This is a genomic window from Schaalia suimastitidis DSM 15538 (genome assembly GCF_000429105.1).
Lineage (GTDB): Bacteria > Actinomycetota > Actinomycetes > Actinomycetales > Actinomycetaceae > Pauljensenia > Pauljensenia suimastitidis.
The window spans coordinates 418,001-437,473 of record NZ_AUBF01000006.1 but is presented as its reverse complement, the minus strand read 5'-3'; the positions used below and the strand labels follow the sequence as shown (position 1 = coordinate 437,473).

Below are 19,473 nucleotides of genomic sequence, written 5' to 3'. Positions count from 1 at the left end.
GGGATGGGGACGACCCGGAGTTTTGACATGGCAATGGACACGACCTTTGCGTGGGCAGCTCGACTTTTGTCAGCATGGCCGGTGGTGGACGTGGAACTTACCCGGTGGCAAGGACCGAGAGGATTTCTTGGGCGCTATTTTCCGAAAGACGACCTGCATCACGCAGCATCTGGACAGTTTGCCGTGTCATAAAGGTATAGGTATCAAGGATGTTGCCTCCTTGCTGCGGCTCAAGGCGCTGCCCAGAGGTGGCGGGATCGGCCTCGTCTATGTGCACCTCCTCACCGGCGGCATGTGTTGTCGCAGATAACGCGGCAATATGCGTGGCAATAGTGCCGCTATCGCCTCGTGGAATCGGACCAGATATCCCCGCAATACCTTGCCTGAGCGCACGGTCAAGGGCAGCAGCAAGCAGTGGAGTCGCCACTGCCGAGGCACGATCGACCCCCGCTGCAGTAAGAAGCGTCAAAGATTGGTTGACGATCGCTGCAAGGAAGTTCGCACCATGGGCCAGCGCGCAGTGGTACAACGTGCGGTCCGCCTCGTCGATATCAAAAGGCTCGCCACCCATTTCGACGACCAGGGCATGGGCTATGGGCAAGGCGAAAGCGGGAGCTGTCACCGCGAAAGGAGTCCCCACCAAACGCGCCACATCAACCGAGGTACCGGTGAAAGTCATCACCGGGTGAATCGCCAGCGCGATCGCGCCACATGCCGAAGCTGCTTGCAACGCAGTAATGCCATGAGCACCGCTGAGATGGATCACGAGCTGCCCGGGATGCCATACGTCGAGTTCCGCCAACCCCTTCGTCAAGGGTTCAATAGTGTCGTCAGGCACAGCCAAAACCACGACGTCACTGCTCCTAGCAAGGGTTTCAACATCAAGGATGCCAATACCTGGCAGCATATCTTCGGCACGTTCTATGGAACGCGGCGAATGAGCTGATACTCCGACGATACGGTGACCAGCTTGACGCAATGCGGAGGCGATGACGGGGCCGACATGACCCATCCCAATGACCCCTACGCCAAGGCGGCCAGCACGCGTATTTGCATTCACGAAGCGTCATCCTCAACGGGCGCAGGCAGATCAGCAGCACCAGCATTCACCCGCGCGTGAACGCGCTGCATCCACTTTTCCGGTGGTTCACTTGCGCGACGGATACGTGACAAACCGAGGAGCCGTTCAGTCAGGTGGGCTGCGTGTTGTTCGCTAACGTGGTGAATGACCGGCATGATTGTGCCTGCCACTGCGTGCACCCCCACTGTCACAAGGCCCAGCATCCGTTGCAACGGACCTTGAGAAATACTCATCGACTGGATACGTTCCACCGGAACCACAATGACGTTTCGCACCATCCAGCCGTCACGGATCACGACCACCGTGTCGGTGACAGCCACTGCACGACGTTTCCACGCGAGAGGGTCGATGCGCCGAGCACTTCGTGGCACAGAAATAAACCCCTCGCCATCACCCTTACCATGGAAAGCAGCATCGAGGAGCGCACGCGGATTATTCACACCCAGATCACGTACAACCAGCCACAAAGCAAGTTCAGCCTCGGCACGTGTACCTACGGGCAGGAGCACACTGGATGCTTGGCTTTGGGCGGAGTCGTCGCCACCCAGCCCATAACCAGCCTGATTAATAGTGACGCGGTACCATCCTTTGCCTCGCCACAGCAGCGGTTGATGGATACGCACAGCATGGATGCGACGGGGTGGAATAGTCTGCGCACGTGTTTCTGTCAGGCCACGATGTATGCGGATACCGTCGGTTGACACTGCGGCACGGAAGTTGAATTCGCCAGCGAAACGGCCCCACATATACGACACCATCGCAAGTACACCACCGACAAGACCCCACAAGGCATTCAGTCCCCCAAAACCCCATTTGATGGTCAGGATCACTGCACCAACCATCATGACAATAGCGACCAATGCCATGATGACTATCACCATGTCACGGATGAGCGAGCCAATTAGTCGAGATGGTGACACTGTATAAAGAAGCCGTTCAGGTGCGACAGGTATCGCTCCATCTTCGTGCCGCAAACGCGCCACCTGCGTTATGGATACGGGTGTGTGTGGGTTCCCCGCCACCGTGACAGGCAGCGCAGCTGACTCTGGTGTCGATGCCGACATTGGTGACGTTGGTGCCGACACTGGAGGGGATGGCGAGGCATGATCCGTCTGTGCTGCACGTTCTGCGAGCCGGATGCCGGCCGCTAATGCGAGAATCTCAGCTCGAGCCTCGTTCAATTCGCGTGTGCGAAGGAAGCCGAAGGTGAAATTGGATTCACCTCCTCCAGCGACCTCCACATTGAGTTTTCCGAGGCCGACCATGCGTCCCAGCAACGGGTGGACGATGTCCACTGCCTGGATTCGCTCTAAACGCGCGTGTTTTTGAGAGCGGAAGAGTATCCCTTCACGGAACCAAACTGCTGTGTCAGTCACAGCCCATTTTGTTGCGCGCCACGCCAGCCAGGAGTAGACGGCAGCAAGAATGACGACAAGTGTGATGCCGCCGCCAATATAGCCAACGACAGTAATGATATCTTGGGCGCGTCCCCAGTCACTATTGGCAATGTCAATGACGACATCAGCATTTTGATAGGTGAGGAACGCAATAATGGCCGCCAGTACCTGCCAGGTATTGAGTACGGGAGACAGCGGATGGACTCTACGCCAAAGGGTGTCGGGTACGCCCGCATCAACAGCACGAACCTTGGTTTTAGTGTGGGACGCAGGTGCTGCGCGCAGATTCGTCGTCTCTGGGTCGATGCTGCTCATAGACCCGCCATTTCTGCACTGCCACGCTCAGCAAGAAGGTCACGCAGTCGAGCCGCCTCAGCCGAGGGAACACCTTCGAGGCTTCCCGCTGTGTGAGGCGAGGCGGTATGTAGGGTGATGGTGGAAATCCCGTAGTGTCGTGCGACTGGGCCTTCGTTGATATCTACGTACTGGATACGACCGTAGGGAATCACGGTGAGTTCTTTAAAAAGGACCCCTTTGCGAATCATGAATTCGCTATCACCTTCGGCCCATCCCATTGCCCGCACTTGGCGGCCAATGAGAAATATGAGCCACAGGGCAAGAGGCACTGTGATGGCGGTGCCAATATAGAACCACGGTGAGAGCATATAGCCCAATACAGCAAAGACAACGCCGGGAATCACCAACCAAATCACCGTGCTGATCAGCCGGGTTTTAATTAAGGCGGTCGAAACAGGGGTAAATGTTACGCCGTGTGGAGCGAATGGGCTGCTCATACATGGTCCTCTCACAGGTCAGGATCACTGACATTTTCCCATATCTGCCTAGCTTTCTCGCACACCGGACCAGCTCATGAGCATCTGACTGACCTCGCCTCGTAGGGCATCACACTAAGACTCCCCCCACAGTTCTCCCAGGCAACATTCAGGGTTCTTAGTGAAAATATACGTATGACCATTTTTGATTCCGACGCTTCAGGCGAAGCCAAACTGCTCGTCGTAGACGACGAGCCGAATATCCGCGACCTGCTAGCCTCATCGTTGCGCTTCGCAGGTTTCGACGTGCTTGCCGCAGAAGACGGGAATACCGCCTACCGCCTCGCCTCGGAAGAACACCCTGATCTCATTGTTTTAGACGTCATGCTGCCCGATATGGACGGTTTTACCGTCACCAGGCGACTACGCGATGCGGGTGTCAACGTCCCTGTTCTTTTCCTTACCGCCCGTGACGATATGCGTGACAAAATCCAAGGACTCACCGTTGGTGGTGACGACTATGTAACAAAGCCTTTCGGCCTTGAAGAAGTCGTTGCACGCATCCGTGCAATCCTTCGCCGCACAAAGGGCGGCGCGGAAGACGACGGCAAACTAAGGGTCGGCGACCTCGTCATTGACGAAGACGCACACGAAGTAACCCGCGCAGGTCAGCTCGTTGACCTCTCCCCCACCGAGTTCAAGCTCCTGCGGTACCTCGTCATCAATCAGGGGCGCGTCGTGTCAAAAATGCAGATCCTTGATCACGTGTGGGAATACGACTGGGACGGTGAAGTGGCCATCGTTGAATCGTATATTTCCTATCTGCGCCGCAAACTTGCAGTTGAAGGAGCAAAAGGAGAACTCATCCACACCAAACGCGGCGTGGGGTACATTCTGCGCGATGAGAGTTAAATGATGGTCCCCAAGGGGTTACGGCGCGCATGGGAGGCACGTCCCTTGTCCATACGCCTCGTCGTTTTTATCGTGGCGTTGCTGGCAACCGGATTAATACTCACCGCAACCGTGATGATTGGTCTGCTTCAACGCCACCTCATTAGTCAGGTTGACGACCAGCTCATCACCTCCGCAGGCGCACTTGCGGAAAGCACGTCAGCGATTTCAAGTGGCTCATCAAGTAGTTCCCTGCCGTCACTGTTTTATATTCGGCGGTCAATGGCAGGACTTGCTGATGAGGAACATTTCTCTACCCTCACACTGGCCCAAGCTGGAACCCCTCTTATTCCAGATTTACTAGAGGTCGGTGAACGCGCACAGACGACCAGCGGGTGGACGAACCCTGTTACGGTCAATTCCACGATCGAAGGCTCACCGTGGAGGGCAATCGCGGTTCCCCTGGTCGTTTCAGGCAGCTCCACCCCTGTGGGCGTCATGACCATTGCTTTACCTTTAGCAGATGTGCAACACACGCTACGTAATACTGCGCTATATGCCGTCAGTACGGCGCTGGTGATACTCGTCATTGGTGGCAGCGTTGGCCATTACCTTGTGCGTGGCGCGCTACATCCCCTTGTCGATATTGAATCAACAGCAGGAAAGATCGCGGCAGGTGACTTGACGCAACGCATTGCCCCGCAGCCTCCGACAACTGAAGTAGGGTCTTTAGCGCTGTCGTTGAACACGATGTTGTCGCAGGTGGAACAGTCCTTTGAAGCACGTCAGCAGTCTGAACAAAAGATTCGACGCTTTGTTTCCGATGCCTCGCATGAATTGCGCACACCGCTGGCAGCAATCTCTGGGTACTGTGAGCTGTACGGGATGGGTGGCGTTCCAGCGGAGCGTACCGGTGAGGTGATTGGCCGTATCCAATCCGAATCAACCCGCATGGGTGCCCTTGTCGAAGATTTGTTGACCTTGGCGCGCCTTGACGAAGGTCGCCCTTTGGAGTTCAGTGACGTTGACCTGGTGAAAATGGCCGACAACGCGGCATTCGATATTCAGGCGTTGGACCCCGCGCGAAGCGTTGCCGTCATTGGTCTCAATAGCCGCAAAGCACCAATGTCATTGGTGGTCCAAGCTGACCGTGACCGTCTCCAGCAGGTCTTCACGAACCTCGTTGGCAATATTGTGCGATACACACCGGACGGCTCACCGGTTGAACTGGCCCTCGGCGTGGCGGCAGATCGTGCAGTCGTTGAATTCCGCGACCACGGGCCCGGCATCGCCCTATCTGATCGAGAGAAGGTTTTTGAGCGTTTCTATCGCGCAGAGTCCTCGCGTGCACGTTCATTAGGGGGATCAGGGTTGGGCTTGGCTATTGTGTCGGGAATCCTGTCGGCCCATCACGGTAGCGCACAGTTGTCGAAGACACCTGGTGGAGGTCTCACCGTTCGCATTGAAGTGCCCGTGACAGAACCGCCCAATACGTGAGGCGTGCCACCGGAGATGAAACCACCGATGGAAAGGCATAGAGTGGGCCGGTACCATTCTTGAGCACGGAATAATCCACCCACAGGAGGAGTCGCATGGGCGCCCAAGCACCTCAGTGGCTGTTCAGCGCATTCGTGGAGGCCATGACACAAATCGGCGCCACAGCCTCCACCGCTACGCTCAGCGCCGAAGCACGTGACTTAGTGTCCCGTTGGAACGAGCCTGGTCGCTATCTCCACAATGCCCAGTACCTCATTAACGTACTGGCCAGTATTGACGAACTCGCTGCCGTTGCCCATGATCCTGACGTCTTGCGGGTTGCGTTGTGGTATCACGGCGCCTTCTACGATCGCAGTTTCAAACTGTGCCTGGACGAGGATGTGGTTGCGCAACCTTGTTCCCCCTGTGTGGCGCATGCCCATGATCGTCTACTTGCTCTGGGCGTGAGTGATGACGTTGTCGCACGTGTTGAGGAACTCATGCAGGCGCTGGTGGCGCGTCGAGCTTCGCGTTCAGATTCGGATGCACAGGTCCTTGTTGATGCTGACCGTGCTCTTTTTGCGGCAAGCCCCCAGGCTTATAAGAAGCACCGCTTGGCATTGCGTGAGGAATTTGCAGCTCTTGATGACCTCACGTATTGGCGTGCGCGCCGAAAAGCTGTGCGACGCCTCCTTGCTCTCGATTCGCTGTACTACTCGCCTTTAGCTCAGCAGTGGGAAGAGACGGCGCGTTCCAACCTTGAGGCGGAACTTGCAAAACTGGAGTCAGAGATCAGGGGTGTGGACCCGACGCTGTGCGGCGAGGGACCAGAGGCAGTCGATCACGAGGATGCGTCGGAGCATACAGACGCTGGCGCAGGTAGCACCCTCATTATTCGTCGTCGCCCTCTGAAAAAGAACGTGTGTGCACAGCCTGAGGAACCGACCAGTACCGGCGTTTTACCGACGATACGTCCCGCCGACGGTGAGCTACGCGGATTGCAGGATGACGACGATTCGGCCTCGTCGTTGGAAACCGCCATTGATGCGATGGATCTTCCCCATACGTCAGGCTCCTAAGTACCTGCGAGGCAGCAATCTCGGCACTCGTGTCGCAGTTGATGGGGTGCGGTCGGTGGCTGCGGTCATTATTCCGAGGCTGTCCGTTGCTGCGGCACGTGTCTCCTGCCCCTGTCTGCCCTCAGTGGGCGCTGTTCTTTCCACATGTCGCCACGCACATTCCTCCTTTTCCACAGCTCCCTTCCTTTGTCGGCACTGCATTTTGCCGAGGCGTAGCGTCGTCTTAGCAGCGTCGACGGATGGCGCTGGGTGAAAAGGAGAGACTGTCATGGCCGTTTTTTCAGTAGATTCGCAGCGTGTAGCTGCATCAGCTGCCCACGTGAGCACAACGGCAGAACGTATCCGGCAAGAGGTTGCCACGATGATGGCAGACCTACTGGACTTACAAGCAAGTTGGCAGGGCGTCGCGCAGGCGTCATGTGCCTCAGCGGTTGAGCAGTGGCAGGCGACGCAAGTTTATGTTGAACAGGCGCTTGACACGATTAGTGTGCAGCTCCACAGCGCTGCACAAACCTATAGTGAAGCCGAGGCGCATACGGCTTCGCTCTTCGCGTAAGAGTTCGATAGTGACGATGGGCTGCGCAGATTGTAGACCAATGGCAATGCAGACTGTGCAGGTCATGGGTTGTCGCTGGAGGCAGCGACGCTAATTGGGGTGTGGGGCTCATAGCTACAGCCTCCGGCGCCCAGGTGACATTGGATGTCTCACTGTGCTCCGGAGGCTGTAGCGACCGTAGTGAGAGCGTACTCAACGAGGCACGCTCAGCATCGCACGGTCAGAATCAGTACATGCCGCCCATGTCGGCGCCTTCTCCGCCACCAGCAGCTGGCGGTTCAGGCTTGTCAGCCACGACAGCTTCGGTGGTGAGGAACATACCTGCGATGGATGCTGCGTTCTGCAGTGCGGAACGGGTGACCTTGACGGGGTCGGAGATGCCCTGCGCCATGAGGTCGCCGTATTCACCGGTTGCAGCGTTGAGGCCGAAGCCAGCTTCCATACCGGCCACGCGGTCAGCGACAACGCCGCCTTCCAGGCCTGCGTTTTCAGCGATCTGCTTGAGTGGAGCTGACACTGCCACACGAACGATATTCACGCCGGTTGCTTCGTCGCCGCTGAGTTCGATGCCACCAAGTACTGCGTTGGCTGCCTGGATAAGAGCAACGCCGCCACCAGCGACGAGGCCTTCTTCGGTTGCAGCGCGGGCGTTACGCACAGCGTCTTCAATGCGGTGCTTGCGTTCTTTGAGTTCAACTTCGGTAGCAGCACCGGACTTGATAACGGCAACGCCACCGGAAAGCTTGGCAAGGCGTTCTTGCAGCTTCTCGCGGTCGTAGTCGGAGTCGGTGGTTTCGATTTCCTGGCGGATCTGACGCACGCGTGCGTCAATATCCTCGCGGTCACCGGCGCCTTCAACGATGGTGGTTTCATCCTTGGAGACAACGACGGAACGTGCGCGGCCCAGGAGTTCAAGGTCGGCGTTTTCCAGGGTGAGGCCCACAGTTTCCGAGATGACCTGGCCACCGGTAAGGATAGCCATGTCTTGCAGCATGGCCTTGCGGCGGTCACCGAAGCCGGGAGCCTTGACGGCCACGGACTTGAAGGTGCCACGCATCTTGTTGAGGACCAGTGCGGTCAGTGCATCGCCTTCCACGTTTTCGGCGATGACGAGCAGCGGCTTGCCGGTTTGCATGACCTTTTCGAGGATGGGCAGCAGGTCCTTGAGGGTGGAAACCTTGGTGTCCACCAGAAGGATGTACGGATCTTCCAGAACTGCTTCTTGACGCTCCGGGTCGGTAACGAAGTAGGCAGAGATGTAGCCCTTGTCGAAACGCATACCTTCGGTGGTTTCAAGCGTGGTTTCGAAGGAGTTGGTTTCTTCAACGGTGATAACACCCTCGGCGCCAACGATCTTGAATGCGTCAGCAATCAGTTGACCAATTGCTGGATCGTTAGCAGAGATCGAGGCGGTTGCAGCGATCTGCTCAGGGGTTTCAACGGCCTTGGAGTCCTTGTGCAGCTGTGCAACGATTGCTTCTACCGCTGCGTCAATGCCGCGCTTGAGGGCAATCGGGTTGGACCCTGCAGCAACGTTACGCAGACCTTCGTGAACGAGTGCCTGAGCGAGAACTGTTGCAGTAGTAGTGCCGTCACCTGCGACGTCGTCGGTCTTCTTTGCGACCTCCTTGACCAGTTCGGCGCCAATACGCTCGAAGGGATCTTCCAGGTCAATTTCCTTGGCAACGGACACGCCGTCCTTGGTGATAGTGGGGGCGCCCCACTTCTTGTCGAGGACTACGTTACGGCCCTTAGGACCGAGGGTCACCTTGACGGTGTCAGCCAGAAGGTTGAGGCCGCGCTCCATGCCGCGGCGCGCATCCTCGTCAAAACGAATGATCTTGGCCATGTGTGTTCTTATCCTTCCGCGATGCGGATCGAGGTCGGTGCCCGCGACGGACGATCGGCATAAAGTCGCCCTTTACGACCTTATGAGGACCTCACCGGACCCTAGTGTCTTGTCACTCTGCCGTAGCGAGTGCCAACGTCAAGTTTGGCACTCTCCCCCGACGAGTGCAAGACGAAAACGGATTGGATAGCAAAAACCGTAGGCAAAAAGAAACTGCCCGGACTCAGCCGGGCAGCCTCCAAGAGTGTGCCTACTTCAAGACGACAACGACGTCGGAGCTTCCCACGTCGGTACTTTCAGTAGTCGTTCCAATACCAAGAATACGTGCGATCTCTGCTGCGGTATCTGCCAGGGAGGCGTCACGGTAGTAAACGGTGGACACGGTGGTGTTCCAACCGGTGGCATTGTCAGCTGTGGCATTCGTGAAGCCTCCACTTGTCAGAGTGGCAACTTTTTCTGCTGCGAGACCAGTAATACCCGTGCCGTTGAGTACCGCCACATTTGCTCCATAGGTAATCACCGGTGCGGGTGGCTGTTCCACGACTGGTGTTTCTGTCGTGGTTTCAGCAGGCGTTTCCTCAGTTGTTGTCGTTTCGGTGGTTTGCTCGCTGGTTTGAGTATCGGTGGTGGTTTCAGTTGTTGTTTCTGTGCTTTGAGTCGTGGAAGACTGTACAGATTCAAGTGTTGAGCTATCGACAATGCCGCGTGAAGTCAGCAGGTAGCTCACCCCCCACCCGATGAGCGGGACAACGATGAGGATGATGAGGAAAGGCAGCACCGCCTTCCATTTCGAAGGGCGTGGGCGATGCATGCCGACCGGCATGTCTTCACCAACGTGGTCGAATTCGTCCTTGGGATACTCTGAAGTCACGTATCCAGGGTAACGCCCATAGGCGCCTGTGCGCTTCTGTTATCTATGGCGCGCCGTCTTCCCACGCAATTGCGACCTTGCCGTGTCAGCACTTTGGCACTTGAGGCGACGCGGGGCACACTGGTTCTATGACTGCATCACCTCGCCCCCTATCCGAACTCATTGATCCGTCGTGGGCACGGGCCCTCGCTCCGGTTGAAGAAACCGTGCACCGTTTAGGCGATATGCTCCGCACTGAATTATCCAACGGTAATGGCTACCTTCCAGCAGGCAGTGACGTGTTGCGGGCTTTTACTTACCCATTTGACGAGGTGAAGGTGCTGATCGTTGGACAGGATCCTTATCCCACACCTGGGCATGCGATGGGGTTAAGTTTTTCAGTGACCCCCGGCACGCCTTTACCGAAGTCACTGATCAATATTTTTACCGAGCTATGCAACGATCTAGGTGTCTCTGCGCCCACGAGTGGCGATCTGTCCCCTTGGTGCAGCCAAGGAGTGTGCCTATTGAATCGCGTGTTGACTGTTCAGCCAGGAAAGCCTGGGTCACATCGGGGACGTGGCTGGGAAGAAGTGACAGCACAGGCGATCCATGCTCTTGTGGCGCGCACTGACCAGAGCGGTCACCCACTCCCATTGGTGGCAATCCTGTGGGGTAAGGATGCGCAGGCCTTGAAACCGATGTTGGGTACCGTGCCAACGATTGAGTCGGTGCATCCATCGCCTTTGTCAGCCTATCGAGGCTTTTTCGGTTCCCGACCTTTTAGCCGCACTAACGAGCTTTTGGCCACCCAGGGTGCCACGCCCATTAACTGGAGCTTGCCCTAGGCTTCACCGTTGCCAGCCACCCGTCTATTACTTGATGTGCTGATCTCCAGCACCACAAAGAATCAGGCTATCGCCCAAAGATTGAGGTACTTCCAAGTGGTACCGTCGGATCAACGATTGATTGAAAAACGTCAGCCATCGCGGTTGGTAGCATCGCTTCGATCAGATCCGAAAACACTAGAGGACATTTGACACCTAAGGAAAATCACCGGCCCCGGGCCGGTGATTGTGGAGCCACCTGTCGGACTCGAACCGACGACCGTCCGCTTACAAGGCGGGTGCTCTACCAACTGAGCTAAGGTGGCGCGCCAATTAGTGTGCCATGAACACGACTAAAAGGCACAATCGTCTCAGGCTGTTTAGCCTAAGAGTGATCAAGACAACGGATCAAGTCCCATTGCACTGCGGATCGAATTAACGACCTCAACACCAGTGGTCCCCGAGTAGGCAATCACTTTGCCGTCATGGACGAACTCTGGTGTCGCGGTTTGTTCGCGTCCTTCAACCTCAAGCGCAGTCCAAGCTGCAGAGGCTTTATCAAGGTAGGTTGCAGCCACCGCACCCACGGGGAAGGTGTCGATAACCTCTTGTGGGACCCCCACCTCGGCGGCAATCACCTTCACTTGGGCTGCTGACTTGGATGCGTCATTGACGATCGTTCCATTACCGGCCTGCTGCTGAGTGAGGTAGTACGACATCAGTGCATGATGGAAGGCGACCCACTGGTCGGGGGCAGCGTTAGCCACAGTAAGGGAGGCTGCGGTAGCAGCTTCCTGGTAGGCAGCGTTGTGGGTACGCACGGAGCGGAACTCGATATTGTATTCGCCGGCTTTCGCCCCGTCAGACAGTGCGGTTCCGATGGCAGAGTCAAGGTTGACGCACCCGTAGCAGGAGTAGTCGAAGTACTCCACAAGGGTTGGCAAGGCCGGGTCGACTTTCCCCACGCCCAGATGCGAGTAGGTGATCGGTTGGGCGTCAGCGTATTGGCCAAATACGGTGGTGGGGTCGACGTTACGCGCAGCGCGGTCAGCCGCAATTTGGCGCGCGACTACAACACCGACTGCCGCAACGATAGCAAGTACCAGTACAGACACCACTGAGATGACGATGATCGTGGCTGTGCGGTCTTTACGCGCTTGCTCTTGGCGCAGTTGCTGAGCCTTGAGGCGTACCGCGTCTTGCTGAGATGACTTCGCCATCAAAACGTCCTTTCCTTTTCACGTAACAGCACTACCCTACTCAGCCCTACTGAACTGTGCTGCATGAAGTTAGCTTTGTGTGACAATCAACCATGTGGCAAGGACCACGACAACGGCAAGCACACCGGCGATGAAGCGGAGCCACACGGTGGGCAGTAGGTATTCAAAGGCAACATTGGCACCTCTGCGCAGATAGGTGGAAGAAGGGAAAAGCCACATAACCAGCAGTAACACCCACATGGTGAACCAGACCGCTAGGAACCACACAGGCGAGGTGATCCACAGGTCAATCCCAAGCGCCACCAGATGTGTACCTACCAGTTCTAACGGCCATTGCAGTGGGGGTACCACGCTCACACTCCACGGTCCTAATGTCAGCACACCTTGTGTGGTCACGCCAGACTCTATGGAGAAATGAATGGCCCACCATACGGCCGCAGCGGCCAGACAGGCAAAGATGGCACTAAATACTGTGGCGGCAAGGGCCTGGATAAGACGCAACGGCAGTGCGGCAAACATGGCAAGCCAGTCACTTGAGCGCACTGAGCCATACGAAAAGCGACGCATTTCGCGCCCGTAGTGAAGCGCACCTACAAGGGCGATGAGCACGAGTGTAGCGCCGATAATAAGGGTGCCTTGTAGGCCGGATATCACCGGTACGGTGGCGGCCGCCGCGAGCAAGGCGGCACTGACGATCCCTGATCCCGCGGGATTTCTGGGAATATACGGCCCTTGCGGTGTAGCAGGCGGCGGCATTGACGAGGCCATATGAGGTGCCGTGTTGATCTGTCCGTATTGCAATGGGCCGTTGCTCGCATATGGTGCTGCCAGCGGTGACGGTGACGGTGACGGTGACGGTGACGGCACGCTAGCAGGCACCGGGTGCACATACCGGCTGGCCGGAGAGGGTGCAGGCGCATGGTGCAACTGCGGGAAAACCGCCGTTTGCGTGCCACTCGGGGGCATTTGCGTGCCGCTCGGCGGTGGAGTGTGCGGCAATGGCGGTGATGTCACTGCAGGCAACACGGATGTGGCCCCAAGGGGAGTATGAGCATCAGCTGCCCCTTGTATGGGGCCAATTGTCGGCAAGACCGCGGTGCCGTCATCCACAGGGGTACCGTCATCCACGTGCTGGGGCGAGCGCGGGGTGGCTCCGAGTGCTTCAGTTTGGTCAATCGCTGAGTCAGATGAGCTGCTCAGCAATTCGGTGACCGACGCGCCCTGGGATTGCACAGCTTCGGGCTCCGTTTCCCCAAAGGGGGTTGACACGGCATGGAGGTCGGTGGCCTCGACAATTGGTGCCTGCGGCTGGGGAATACCAGTCCATACCACCGTACCTTCCTGCCGCCCCGCTGCCGCCTCTAACTCCGCCACCATCGCCTCGGGTGCCATGCGCCGATCAATCTGCGGATCTAGAGCTGCCGCAAGTGGGTGAACGAGTGCCGATGGAAGCCCATCAAAGTCAGCGTCACCGCGCATCACGCGGTCAAGGACATGTGCCGCAGCACCGCGCCCAAAAGGCGGACGGCCTGTGGCTGCATTGAGCAGGGTCGCCGCTAATGCCCACCAGTCTGAGGCGGGCGCGGCCTCGTCCCCACGCAGTAATTCAGGGGAGGTGAACCCTGCAGTTCCTGAGAGCAGACCAGTGGTGGTCAGACGTTGTTCTCCCTGGGCAATAGCAATGCCGAAGTCAATGAGGACAGGCCCGTAGCGCGCGCACACAATATTGGAGGGTTTGACATCTCGGTGGACGACTTTGGCGGCATGGACAGCGCTTAAGGTCTCGTAGAGGCTGCGCGCCAGGGCGGCGACATCGCGGGGAGTTAACGGTCCACCCGCAAGGAGTTGCGCCAGGGATGGGCCATCAATGTATTCGGTAACAACAAAGGGGTGTATGTCATCGATTTCAATGTCGAGTACGTGGGCAACGCCGTTGCTAGGCACCGAGTTCACTATGCGTGTCTCTCTGAGCAGACGCTCGCGTTGTTCGTCAGATGCCGCCAAAGCAGGATGGATCAGTTTCAGGGCGACGCGTGCTCCCGCTGCATCTTCAGCGAGCCAGACGGTACCTGCACCACCTGCACCGAGTCGATGCAGCAGCCGGTAACCGCCAATGTAGTCCGTAGTCGTCACCTCCCCAGGGTATCGGAGTTAGTGACGAGGCGGTGCTACAGCAGACAGGGCATCAGCATTTCTTGGCGCTGACCACACACAACACTCCCATTTAGGACCAAGGTCCGTTGCTCAAATGTTTGACACATGAAATGTGCCCATGATCTGCGCATCCGACAGGTGGTTACCGCTAGGCACATTTATCACATAGGTGATAGGTTCAGTGGCAGTGCAGTCAAGGACGACTCATCCTTGTACGCACCCACATCAGTGAAGTCGCTGATGTGTCCCCACAACGGATCGTCCGGCACGTACCTGCCGGTGGAGGAGTACATAAACATGGCAACAGTGACCTTTGATAAGGCAACCCGCATTTATCCGGGTTCTGACAAGCCCGCAGTTGACGCACTTGACCTTGAAATCGCTGACGGCGAGTTCCTTGTCCTTGTCGGCCCCTCAGGCTGCGGCAAATCCACCTCCTTGCGTATGCTCGCCGGCCTAGAAGATGTGAACTCTGGCCGCATCCTCATTGGTGACAAGGACGTGACCGACGTCCAGCCGAAGAACCGCGATATCGCAATGGTCTTCCAGAACTACGCGCTCTACCCGCATATGACGGTGCGTGAAAACATGGGCTTTGCTTTGAAGATTGCTGGCGTACCCAAGGACGAAATCAAGCGCCGCGTCGACGAAGCAGCGAAGATCCTTGACCTTGAGCCCTACCTCGAACGCAAGCCAAAGGCGCTGTCTGGTGGCCAGCGTCAGCGTGTGGCTATGGGCCGCGCTATCGTGCGTAAGCCGCAGGTCTTCCTCATGGACGAACCACTGTCCAACCTTGACGCGAAGCTCCGCGTACAAACCCGTACACAGATCGCCTCCTTGCAGCGCGAACTGGGTGTCACCACCGTGTACGTCACCCACGACCAGACTGAAGCCCTTACCATGGGCGACCGCATTGCGGTGCTTGCCGGTGGCTTGCTCCAGCAGGTGGGCACACCGCAGGAAATGTACGAGCGTCCCGCCAACGAATTCGTTGCAGGCTTCATTGGTTCTCCTGCAATGAACCTCGGCAAATTCGAGGTCGAAGGCAACGTGGCCAAGCTTGGTCCGGCGCGTATTCCGCTGTCCGAGGCCACCCTTGCTGCCATCACCCCAGAAGATGGCGGCAAGATCACCATTGGCTTCCGCCCTGAAGGCCTTGAAGTCGTCCCTGAGGGTACCGAGAACACCATTCCGATCGAAGTGGACTTCGTTGAAGAACTCGGTTCCGATGCCTACGTCTATGGACACCTCGCAGGCGCCACGCAGGGCCTTGGCTCGGGTGCGGAAGGCACCGCCAAGCAGTTGATTGTCCGCGTTCCTCCGCGTACGGCTCCTGCGCGAGGCGGCGTAATCCACGCTCGTATCCGCGAGGGCCAGCAGCACAACTTCAGTGCCGCCACGGGCAACCGCCTGCCAGAATGAGCAGCAGTCACTAGGTGAAGGTCTGGGTTCGAGAGTTTTTTCTCGGACCCAGACCTTTTGCCTGCCCTAGCTCACCATCATGGGTTATGTGCTTCTCCACGCGAATCCAGACAGGACCCGCACCCACCGGTGATGCACGATGACGCTTTCTTTTTCGTATCCTCATAACTAGTGAAAGAATGGCCGTATGTCGCACGCACTCGAGATCACTGCAGCAACAGTTGATCCGGCCATCCTTGACCTTCCATGGGAGATCCCCCTGGAAGACTGGCCCGCCGATATCCTTGCTGCACTACCGCGTGGCTTATCCCGCCATGTGGTGCGTTTCGTGCACCTGTCTGAACGTGTGATTGCAGTAAAAGAAATCGGTGAAACTGTTGCCCACAAAGAGTACGAGCTACTACGGGACCTTTCCCGCCTCGAAGCGCCCTCTGTGCTGCCCACCGCTGTCATCACGGGACGCAGCACGCCGCGCGGCCACGAACTCGCTGCCGTTCTCATCACCGAACACTTGCAGTTTTCTTTGCCATACCGGGCGCTCTTTTCCAAACACATGACCCCCGAGACCGCTACGCGCCTTATTGACGCGCTTGCTGTACTCCTTGTCCGCCTCCACCTGCTGGGTTTTTACTGGGGCGACGTGTCCCTGTCCAATACGTTATTTAGGCGCGACGCTGGTTCATTTTCTGCCTACCTTGTCGACGCTGAAACCGGCGAACTTCACCCCGAAGGTCTCACCGACGGACAACGCGCCTACGATGTGGACCTGGCACGAACAAATATTATTGGCGAACTCATGGATTTGCAGGCAGGTTCCTACTTTCCGGGCGAGGAAGACCCTATTGAGGTCGGTGACCGTATCCGTACTCGTTACAACGAACTGTGGTACGAACTCACCGCAAAAGAATCCATTGCCTTAGACCAGCGATGGAAAGTGCAGGAACGGATCGAACGTCTCAACGATCTTGGCTTTGACGTTGGCGAATTGCAGATGAGTTCAGACCGCGCCGGTTCCCACTTAGTGATCCAACCTAAAGTGGTGGATGCTGGACACCACCACCGGCGGCTGATGCGCCTCACCGGCTTAGATGTTGAAGAAAAACAGGCTCAGCGTATGCTCAATGACCTGGAAACTTACCGCGCAGTCACCGGTAAATCCAACCGTCCAGTTGAGCTTGTCGCACACGAATGGGTACATGAAGTCTACGAACCCGTAATATCGGCAATTCCTCCGGAGTTGGCCACCAAATTGGATCCTGGTCAAATCTTCCACGAATTTTTGGAACACCGATGGTTCTGCGCCCAAAACGCAGGGCATGATCTTCCGCAGGACGAGGTCATCGCCTCGTATGTTGAATCGGTACTCCCCACTAAACGTGACGAGGCGTTACTCCTAGACCCGGGTATGGCAGATACAGCAGAAATGATGGCCGTTAACAGCATTGAATCAGAACCGATCGACGGGATGCTCGGCCATGCCGACCCCGATGCAGACCCGGATGCCGGTTCATGGGCCGAGGATGCACCTGCGCCAACAATGCGTTTCGTGCCGGGCCTTGGATTGATACCGGTCTATGACTAAAAGCACCGCCTACGCATCACTGTGCCCTTGAAGAGAAAGTAAAGATATGTCAGAGTTCCCAAAGATTTACGCCCACCGTGGTGCCTCGTCGCTAGCGCCAGAAAATACGATCGCCGCATTCGCGAAAGCATTAGAGGTGGGGGCCACCCGTTTTGAATTCGACGTTGACGTCATGGGGGACGGCACGCTGCTTGTAATCCATGACGATACCCTTGACCGTACAACGGATGGGTCGGGTGACTACTACTCGAAGTCTTATGCGGACCTGCGTCGACTTGATGCCGGCAAGTGGTTTTCCAGCGTCTACCGCTTTGAACGGGTACCGGAGCTTGCCGACGTCATCACGTTCGCGCAGCGTAACGCCATGCGTATGAACCTGGAGATCAAACCCTGTATGGGAGGGCCACAGCTGCGCGACACATTGCTGGAGAACCTTGTGGTTGCTGTGCGTAATGTCGATACCTCGGATTTTCTTGTGTCCTCTTTTGACCATGACATGCTCGCCCGCTTCCATCAAGCACGCCCCGATGTATCACTGGGGTGGCTGTTTGTGCGTGAAGGCCAGCCAGGTCCAATATGGCAAGAAGGTGCACCTAGTCTCCAATGTGCGGCTATCCACCCACCACTGGACGGGTTGACCGAAGCAGAGGTGGCTCAGATGAAGGACGCTGGTTTCGCTGTCAACGTGTGGACGGTCAATGATGTGGAAACGGCGCGCCGCCTTGCTTCGTGGGGTGTGGACGGTATTTTTACTGACCGCCCACAAGACTTTCCCGCGCACGCGCTGGCGCGTTAACAGCTTCTCGCGCACCTGCCCGGGCCATCGCTCCCCGGGGTTGGCGCGTTCCCATGCGAGCGTTCTCGAGTTGCTATGGCCCTGGGACCGCGTTCCCGAATGGCTGAGTGTGCTCGCGACGCTTAACGTACTTGGCACGTACCCGAGCCCTGCGTTCCGGGAACCACACGACCAGGGTTGACACATGTCCTCATAAAACGCGGCTCCGGCGGCCCCTATGGGGGGTTCTGGAGCCGCGCAGCTCTGGAGGTGTCCACACCTTGATGTGCGCTCAATCCTGTTGGGTTCTGGAGGCGACGTATTTGGCCAAGAATAGCTCGGCGATCGAGTCAACAACCATGAGTCCACCGAGGATCCCACCCGCAATGGCCCACGGGGAACGTGGTGCCTTACTGCGTGCCGCCAACACGACGAGGCCTGCGCCAAGAGCCGCTTCAATGGAAGCACCGGTGCGAACAATCCACGGACGATCAAGTGCCAAAGCACGGTAGGCTTTCAAACTCGGGTGTACCGCTTTTTCGCTCGCTCCCAACATGATGTCCACGCTGCGACCTATGGCGGTGGAGATTCCCCGCGCTAGATGCACTGACGCACCCTCAACCTCGTCAAGCTCTGCCTGCCCCAGAAGGAAGTCTGCCACCTGTTTGGGCAATCCCAGCGCGGCTACTGCACGCCGAACTGCCATTTTCCCGCTGGCAGTTGCGGCGCCTCGGAGCGCATCAGCTTTGGCGCCAGGCACAGCCGCAGCGATGGCATCAAGATCTTTTCCGTCGCCAACAAGGTCAACAACCTCCGGATCAAGGCTATCTTCCGCTTTGACGGCCCCTGTCACCACGATCTTGTCAAGACCCCAGTTGTAGCTCACCACATGCTCAAGGTGGTCGTCTGTAACCAGGAAACCTTGGAGTTGACCGTTGGTGACCGCCAGGGTTACCAACGGTAGTTCACCGAAGTTCCAGCCGGCCTTATTCGGAGGCAATTCTGCCAGCAACGCCCGATGCCCATCGGCCAGTTCCAAACTGGCCAGGTCAATGCCTTCCAGCGCAGCCAACAGCGGCACCGACGACGATGGCGTGCGACCAATTTCAACGATACGCGACACAGCCTCTTCAGCATCCGCATCGTGGTCGCCCAACAGTGCGGGGGTGACGCCTTCGGGCAGGTGGTCCGCCAGATGCGTGCCGAGGCGCACTTCAGCCTGGTAGTGAGCGGCAAGTTCAGCAACAAGGTCCGCTACCTTCGGGCCAGCTTTAGGAATCTTGTGGCGTGGCGGGAGGCTGGCGATGTCTTCTTCGCTAGTAACCGCCACACACAGTCCAAGGAGTTGCGGCGATGAAGCAAACCATTCAAGTTGCGCGAGAATCTCTTTGCCTCGCAGGTATTCGGCGACATCGTGAGGATCAAGCTCTGTGCCGATAATCATGCCCTCGATGCGAGTCCAGTCGCTGTTCGTCATGAGAGTCCTTCCGCGCTTTGTCGTAATCCCGTCATTGGACGCTGCCTCTATTGTCCTCGCTTGT

16 protein-coding genes and 1 tRNA gene are annotated in these 19,473 nt (G+C 57.3%); 8 read left to right on the top strand and 9 right to left on the bottom strand.

Features of this window, described 5'->3' with window-relative positions:
• Positions 1-97 precede the first annotated feature (97 nt).
• Genes G438_RS0101930 through G438_RS0101920 form a run of 3 tightly spaced genes read right to left on the bottom strand, consistent with a single transcriptional unit; the run spans position 98 to position 3,272 of the window.
• Positions 98-1,060, bottom strand: a complete 963-nt coding sequence (locus G438_RS0101930) for a Rossmann-like and DUF2520 domain-containing protein (protein WP_026459926.1) — start codon at positions 1,058-1,060, stop codon at positions 98-100.
• Entirely contained in the window at positions 1,057-2,793 is a 1,737-nt protein-coding gene (locus G438_RS10300) for a PH domain-containing protein (protein ID WP_084402950.1), read from the bottom strand. The genes G438_RS0101930 and G438_RS10300 overlap by 4 nt, the downstream gene beginning before the upstream one ends.
• Entirely contained in the window at positions 2,790-3,272 is a 483-nt protein-coding gene (locus tag G438_RS0101920; protein WP_026459925.1) for a PH domain-containing protein, read from the bottom strand. Before G438_RS0101920 ends, G438_RS10300 begins: the two co-directional genes overlap by 4 nt.
• Before the next feature lie 174 nt (positions 3,273-3,446).
• Between G438_RS0101920 and G438_RS0101915 the strand changes: the two genes are divergently transcribed.
• The 4 genes from G438_RS0101915 (at position 3,447) to G438_RS0101900 (ending at position 7,253) form a co-directional block, all read left to right on the top strand.
• The gene (locus tag G438_RS0101915) at positions 3,447-4,163 is read left to right on the top strand and encodes a response regulator transcription factor (RefSeq protein ID WP_026459924.1); all 717 of its coding nucleotides are present in this window, start codon (positions 3,447-3,449) and stop codon (positions 4,161-4,163) included.
• A 3-nt stretch (positions 4,164-4,166) separates the two neighbouring features.
• A complete protein-coding gene (locus G438_RS0101910; protein ID WP_026459923.1) occupies positions 4,167-5,639 on the top strand; it encodes a sensor histidine kinase in 1,473 nt (490 codons plus the stop codon).
• A 95-nt stretch (positions 5,640-5,734) separates the two neighbouring features.
• Complete coding sequence (locus G438_RS0101905; RefSeq protein WP_026459922.1) at positions 5,735-6,697, top strand: HD domain-containing protein; 963 nt, start codon at positions 5,735-5,737, stop codon at positions 6,695-6,697.
• Positions 6,698-6,965: 268 nt separating this feature from the next.
• Positions 6,966-7,253: a WXG100 family type VII secretion target gene (locus G438_RS0101900; protein ID WP_026459921.1), complete on the top strand. Its 288-nt coding sequence runs from the start codon at positions 6,966-6,968 to the stop codon at positions 7,251-7,253.
• A gap of 226 nt (positions 7,254-7,479) precedes the next feature.
• On the opposite strand, the gene groL is transcribed toward G438_RS0101900, so the two are convergent.
• Together groL and G438_RS0101890 are read right to left on the bottom strand one after the other, a co-directional pair.
• The gene (gene groL, locus G438_RS0101895) at positions 7,480-9,102 is read right to left on the bottom strand and encodes a chaperonin GroEL (protein WP_026459920.1); all 1,623 of its coding nucleotides are present in this window, start codon (positions 9,100-9,102) and stop codon (positions 7,480-7,482) included.
• A gap of 250 nt (positions 9,103-9,352) precedes the next feature.
• The gene (locus G438_RS0101890; protein WP_026459919.1) at positions 9,353-9,973 is read right to left on the bottom strand and encodes a LytR C-terminal domain-containing protein; all 621 of its coding nucleotides are present in this window, start codon (positions 9,971-9,973) and stop codon (positions 9,353-9,355) included.
• Positions 9,974-10,101: 128 nt separating this feature from the next.
• On the opposite strand from G438_RS0101890, the gene G438_RS0101885 reads away from it, so the two are divergent.
• Positions 10,102-10,800 carry a uracil-DNA glycosylase gene (locus G438_RS0101885; protein ID WP_026459918.1) on the top strand — a complete coding sequence of 233 codons (699 nt, stop codon included), beginning with the start codon at positions 10,102-10,104 and terminating at the stop codon, positions 10,798-10,800.
• Positions 10,801-11,029: 229 nt separating this feature from the next.
• Here the strand turns inward: G438_RS0101885 and G438_RS0101880 are convergent.
• The 3 genes from G438_RS0101880 to G438_RS11830 all read right to left on the bottom strand — a co-directional run bounded on the left by G438_RS0101880 (position 11,030) and on the right by G438_RS11830 (position 14,132).
• Positions 11,030-11,105: transfer RNA gene (locus G438_RS0101880), tRNA-Thr, on the bottom strand.
• Positions 11,106-11,174: 69 nt separating this feature from the next.
• Entirely contained in the window at positions 11,175-11,999 is an 825-nt protein-coding gene (locus G438_RS0101875; protein ID WP_026459917.1) for a DsbA family protein, read from the bottom strand.
• A gap of 69 nt (positions 12,000-12,068) precedes the next feature.
• Positions 12,069-14,132 (bottom strand): serine/threonine-protein kinase, encoded by a 2,064-nt coding sequence (locus tag G438_RS11830; RefSeq protein WP_026459916.1) that lies wholly within the window; start codon positions 14,130-14,132, stop codon positions 12,069-12,071.
• A gap of 318 nt (positions 14,133-14,450) precedes the next feature.
• On the opposite strand from G438_RS11830, the gene G438_RS0101865 reads away from it, so the two are divergent.
• The 3 genes from G438_RS0101865 (at position 14,451) to G438_RS0101855 (ending at position 17,953) form a co-directional block, all read left to right on the top strand.
• The gene (locus G438_RS0101865) at positions 14,451-15,575 is read left to right on the top strand and encodes an ABC transporter ATP-binding protein (RefSeq protein ID WP_026459915.1); all 1,125 of its coding nucleotides are present in this window, start codon (positions 14,451-14,453) and stop codon (positions 15,573-15,575) included.
• Between the two features lie 187 nt (positions 15,576-15,762).
• Complete coding sequence (locus G438_RS0101860; RefSeq protein WP_026459914.1) at positions 15,763-17,157, top strand: DUF4032 domain-containing protein; 1,395 nt, start codon at positions 15,763-15,765, stop codon at positions 17,155-17,157.
• Positions 17,158-17,203: 46 nt separating this feature from the next.
• Entirely contained in the window at positions 17,204-17,953 is a 750-nt protein-coding gene (locus G438_RS0101855) for a glycerophosphoryl diester phosphodiesterase (protein WP_026459913.1), read from the top strand.
• 271 nt (positions 17,954-18,224) lie between these two features.
• Here the strand turns inward: G438_RS0101855 and G438_RS0101850 are convergent, their stop codons facing one another.
• Positions 18,225-19,409: a hypothetical protein gene (locus G438_RS0101850; RefSeq protein ID WP_026459912.1), complete on the bottom strand. Its 1,185-nt coding sequence runs from the start codon at positions 19,407-19,409 to the stop codon at positions 18,225-18,227.
• Between the last annotated feature and the right edge of the window lie 64 nt (positions 19,410-19,473).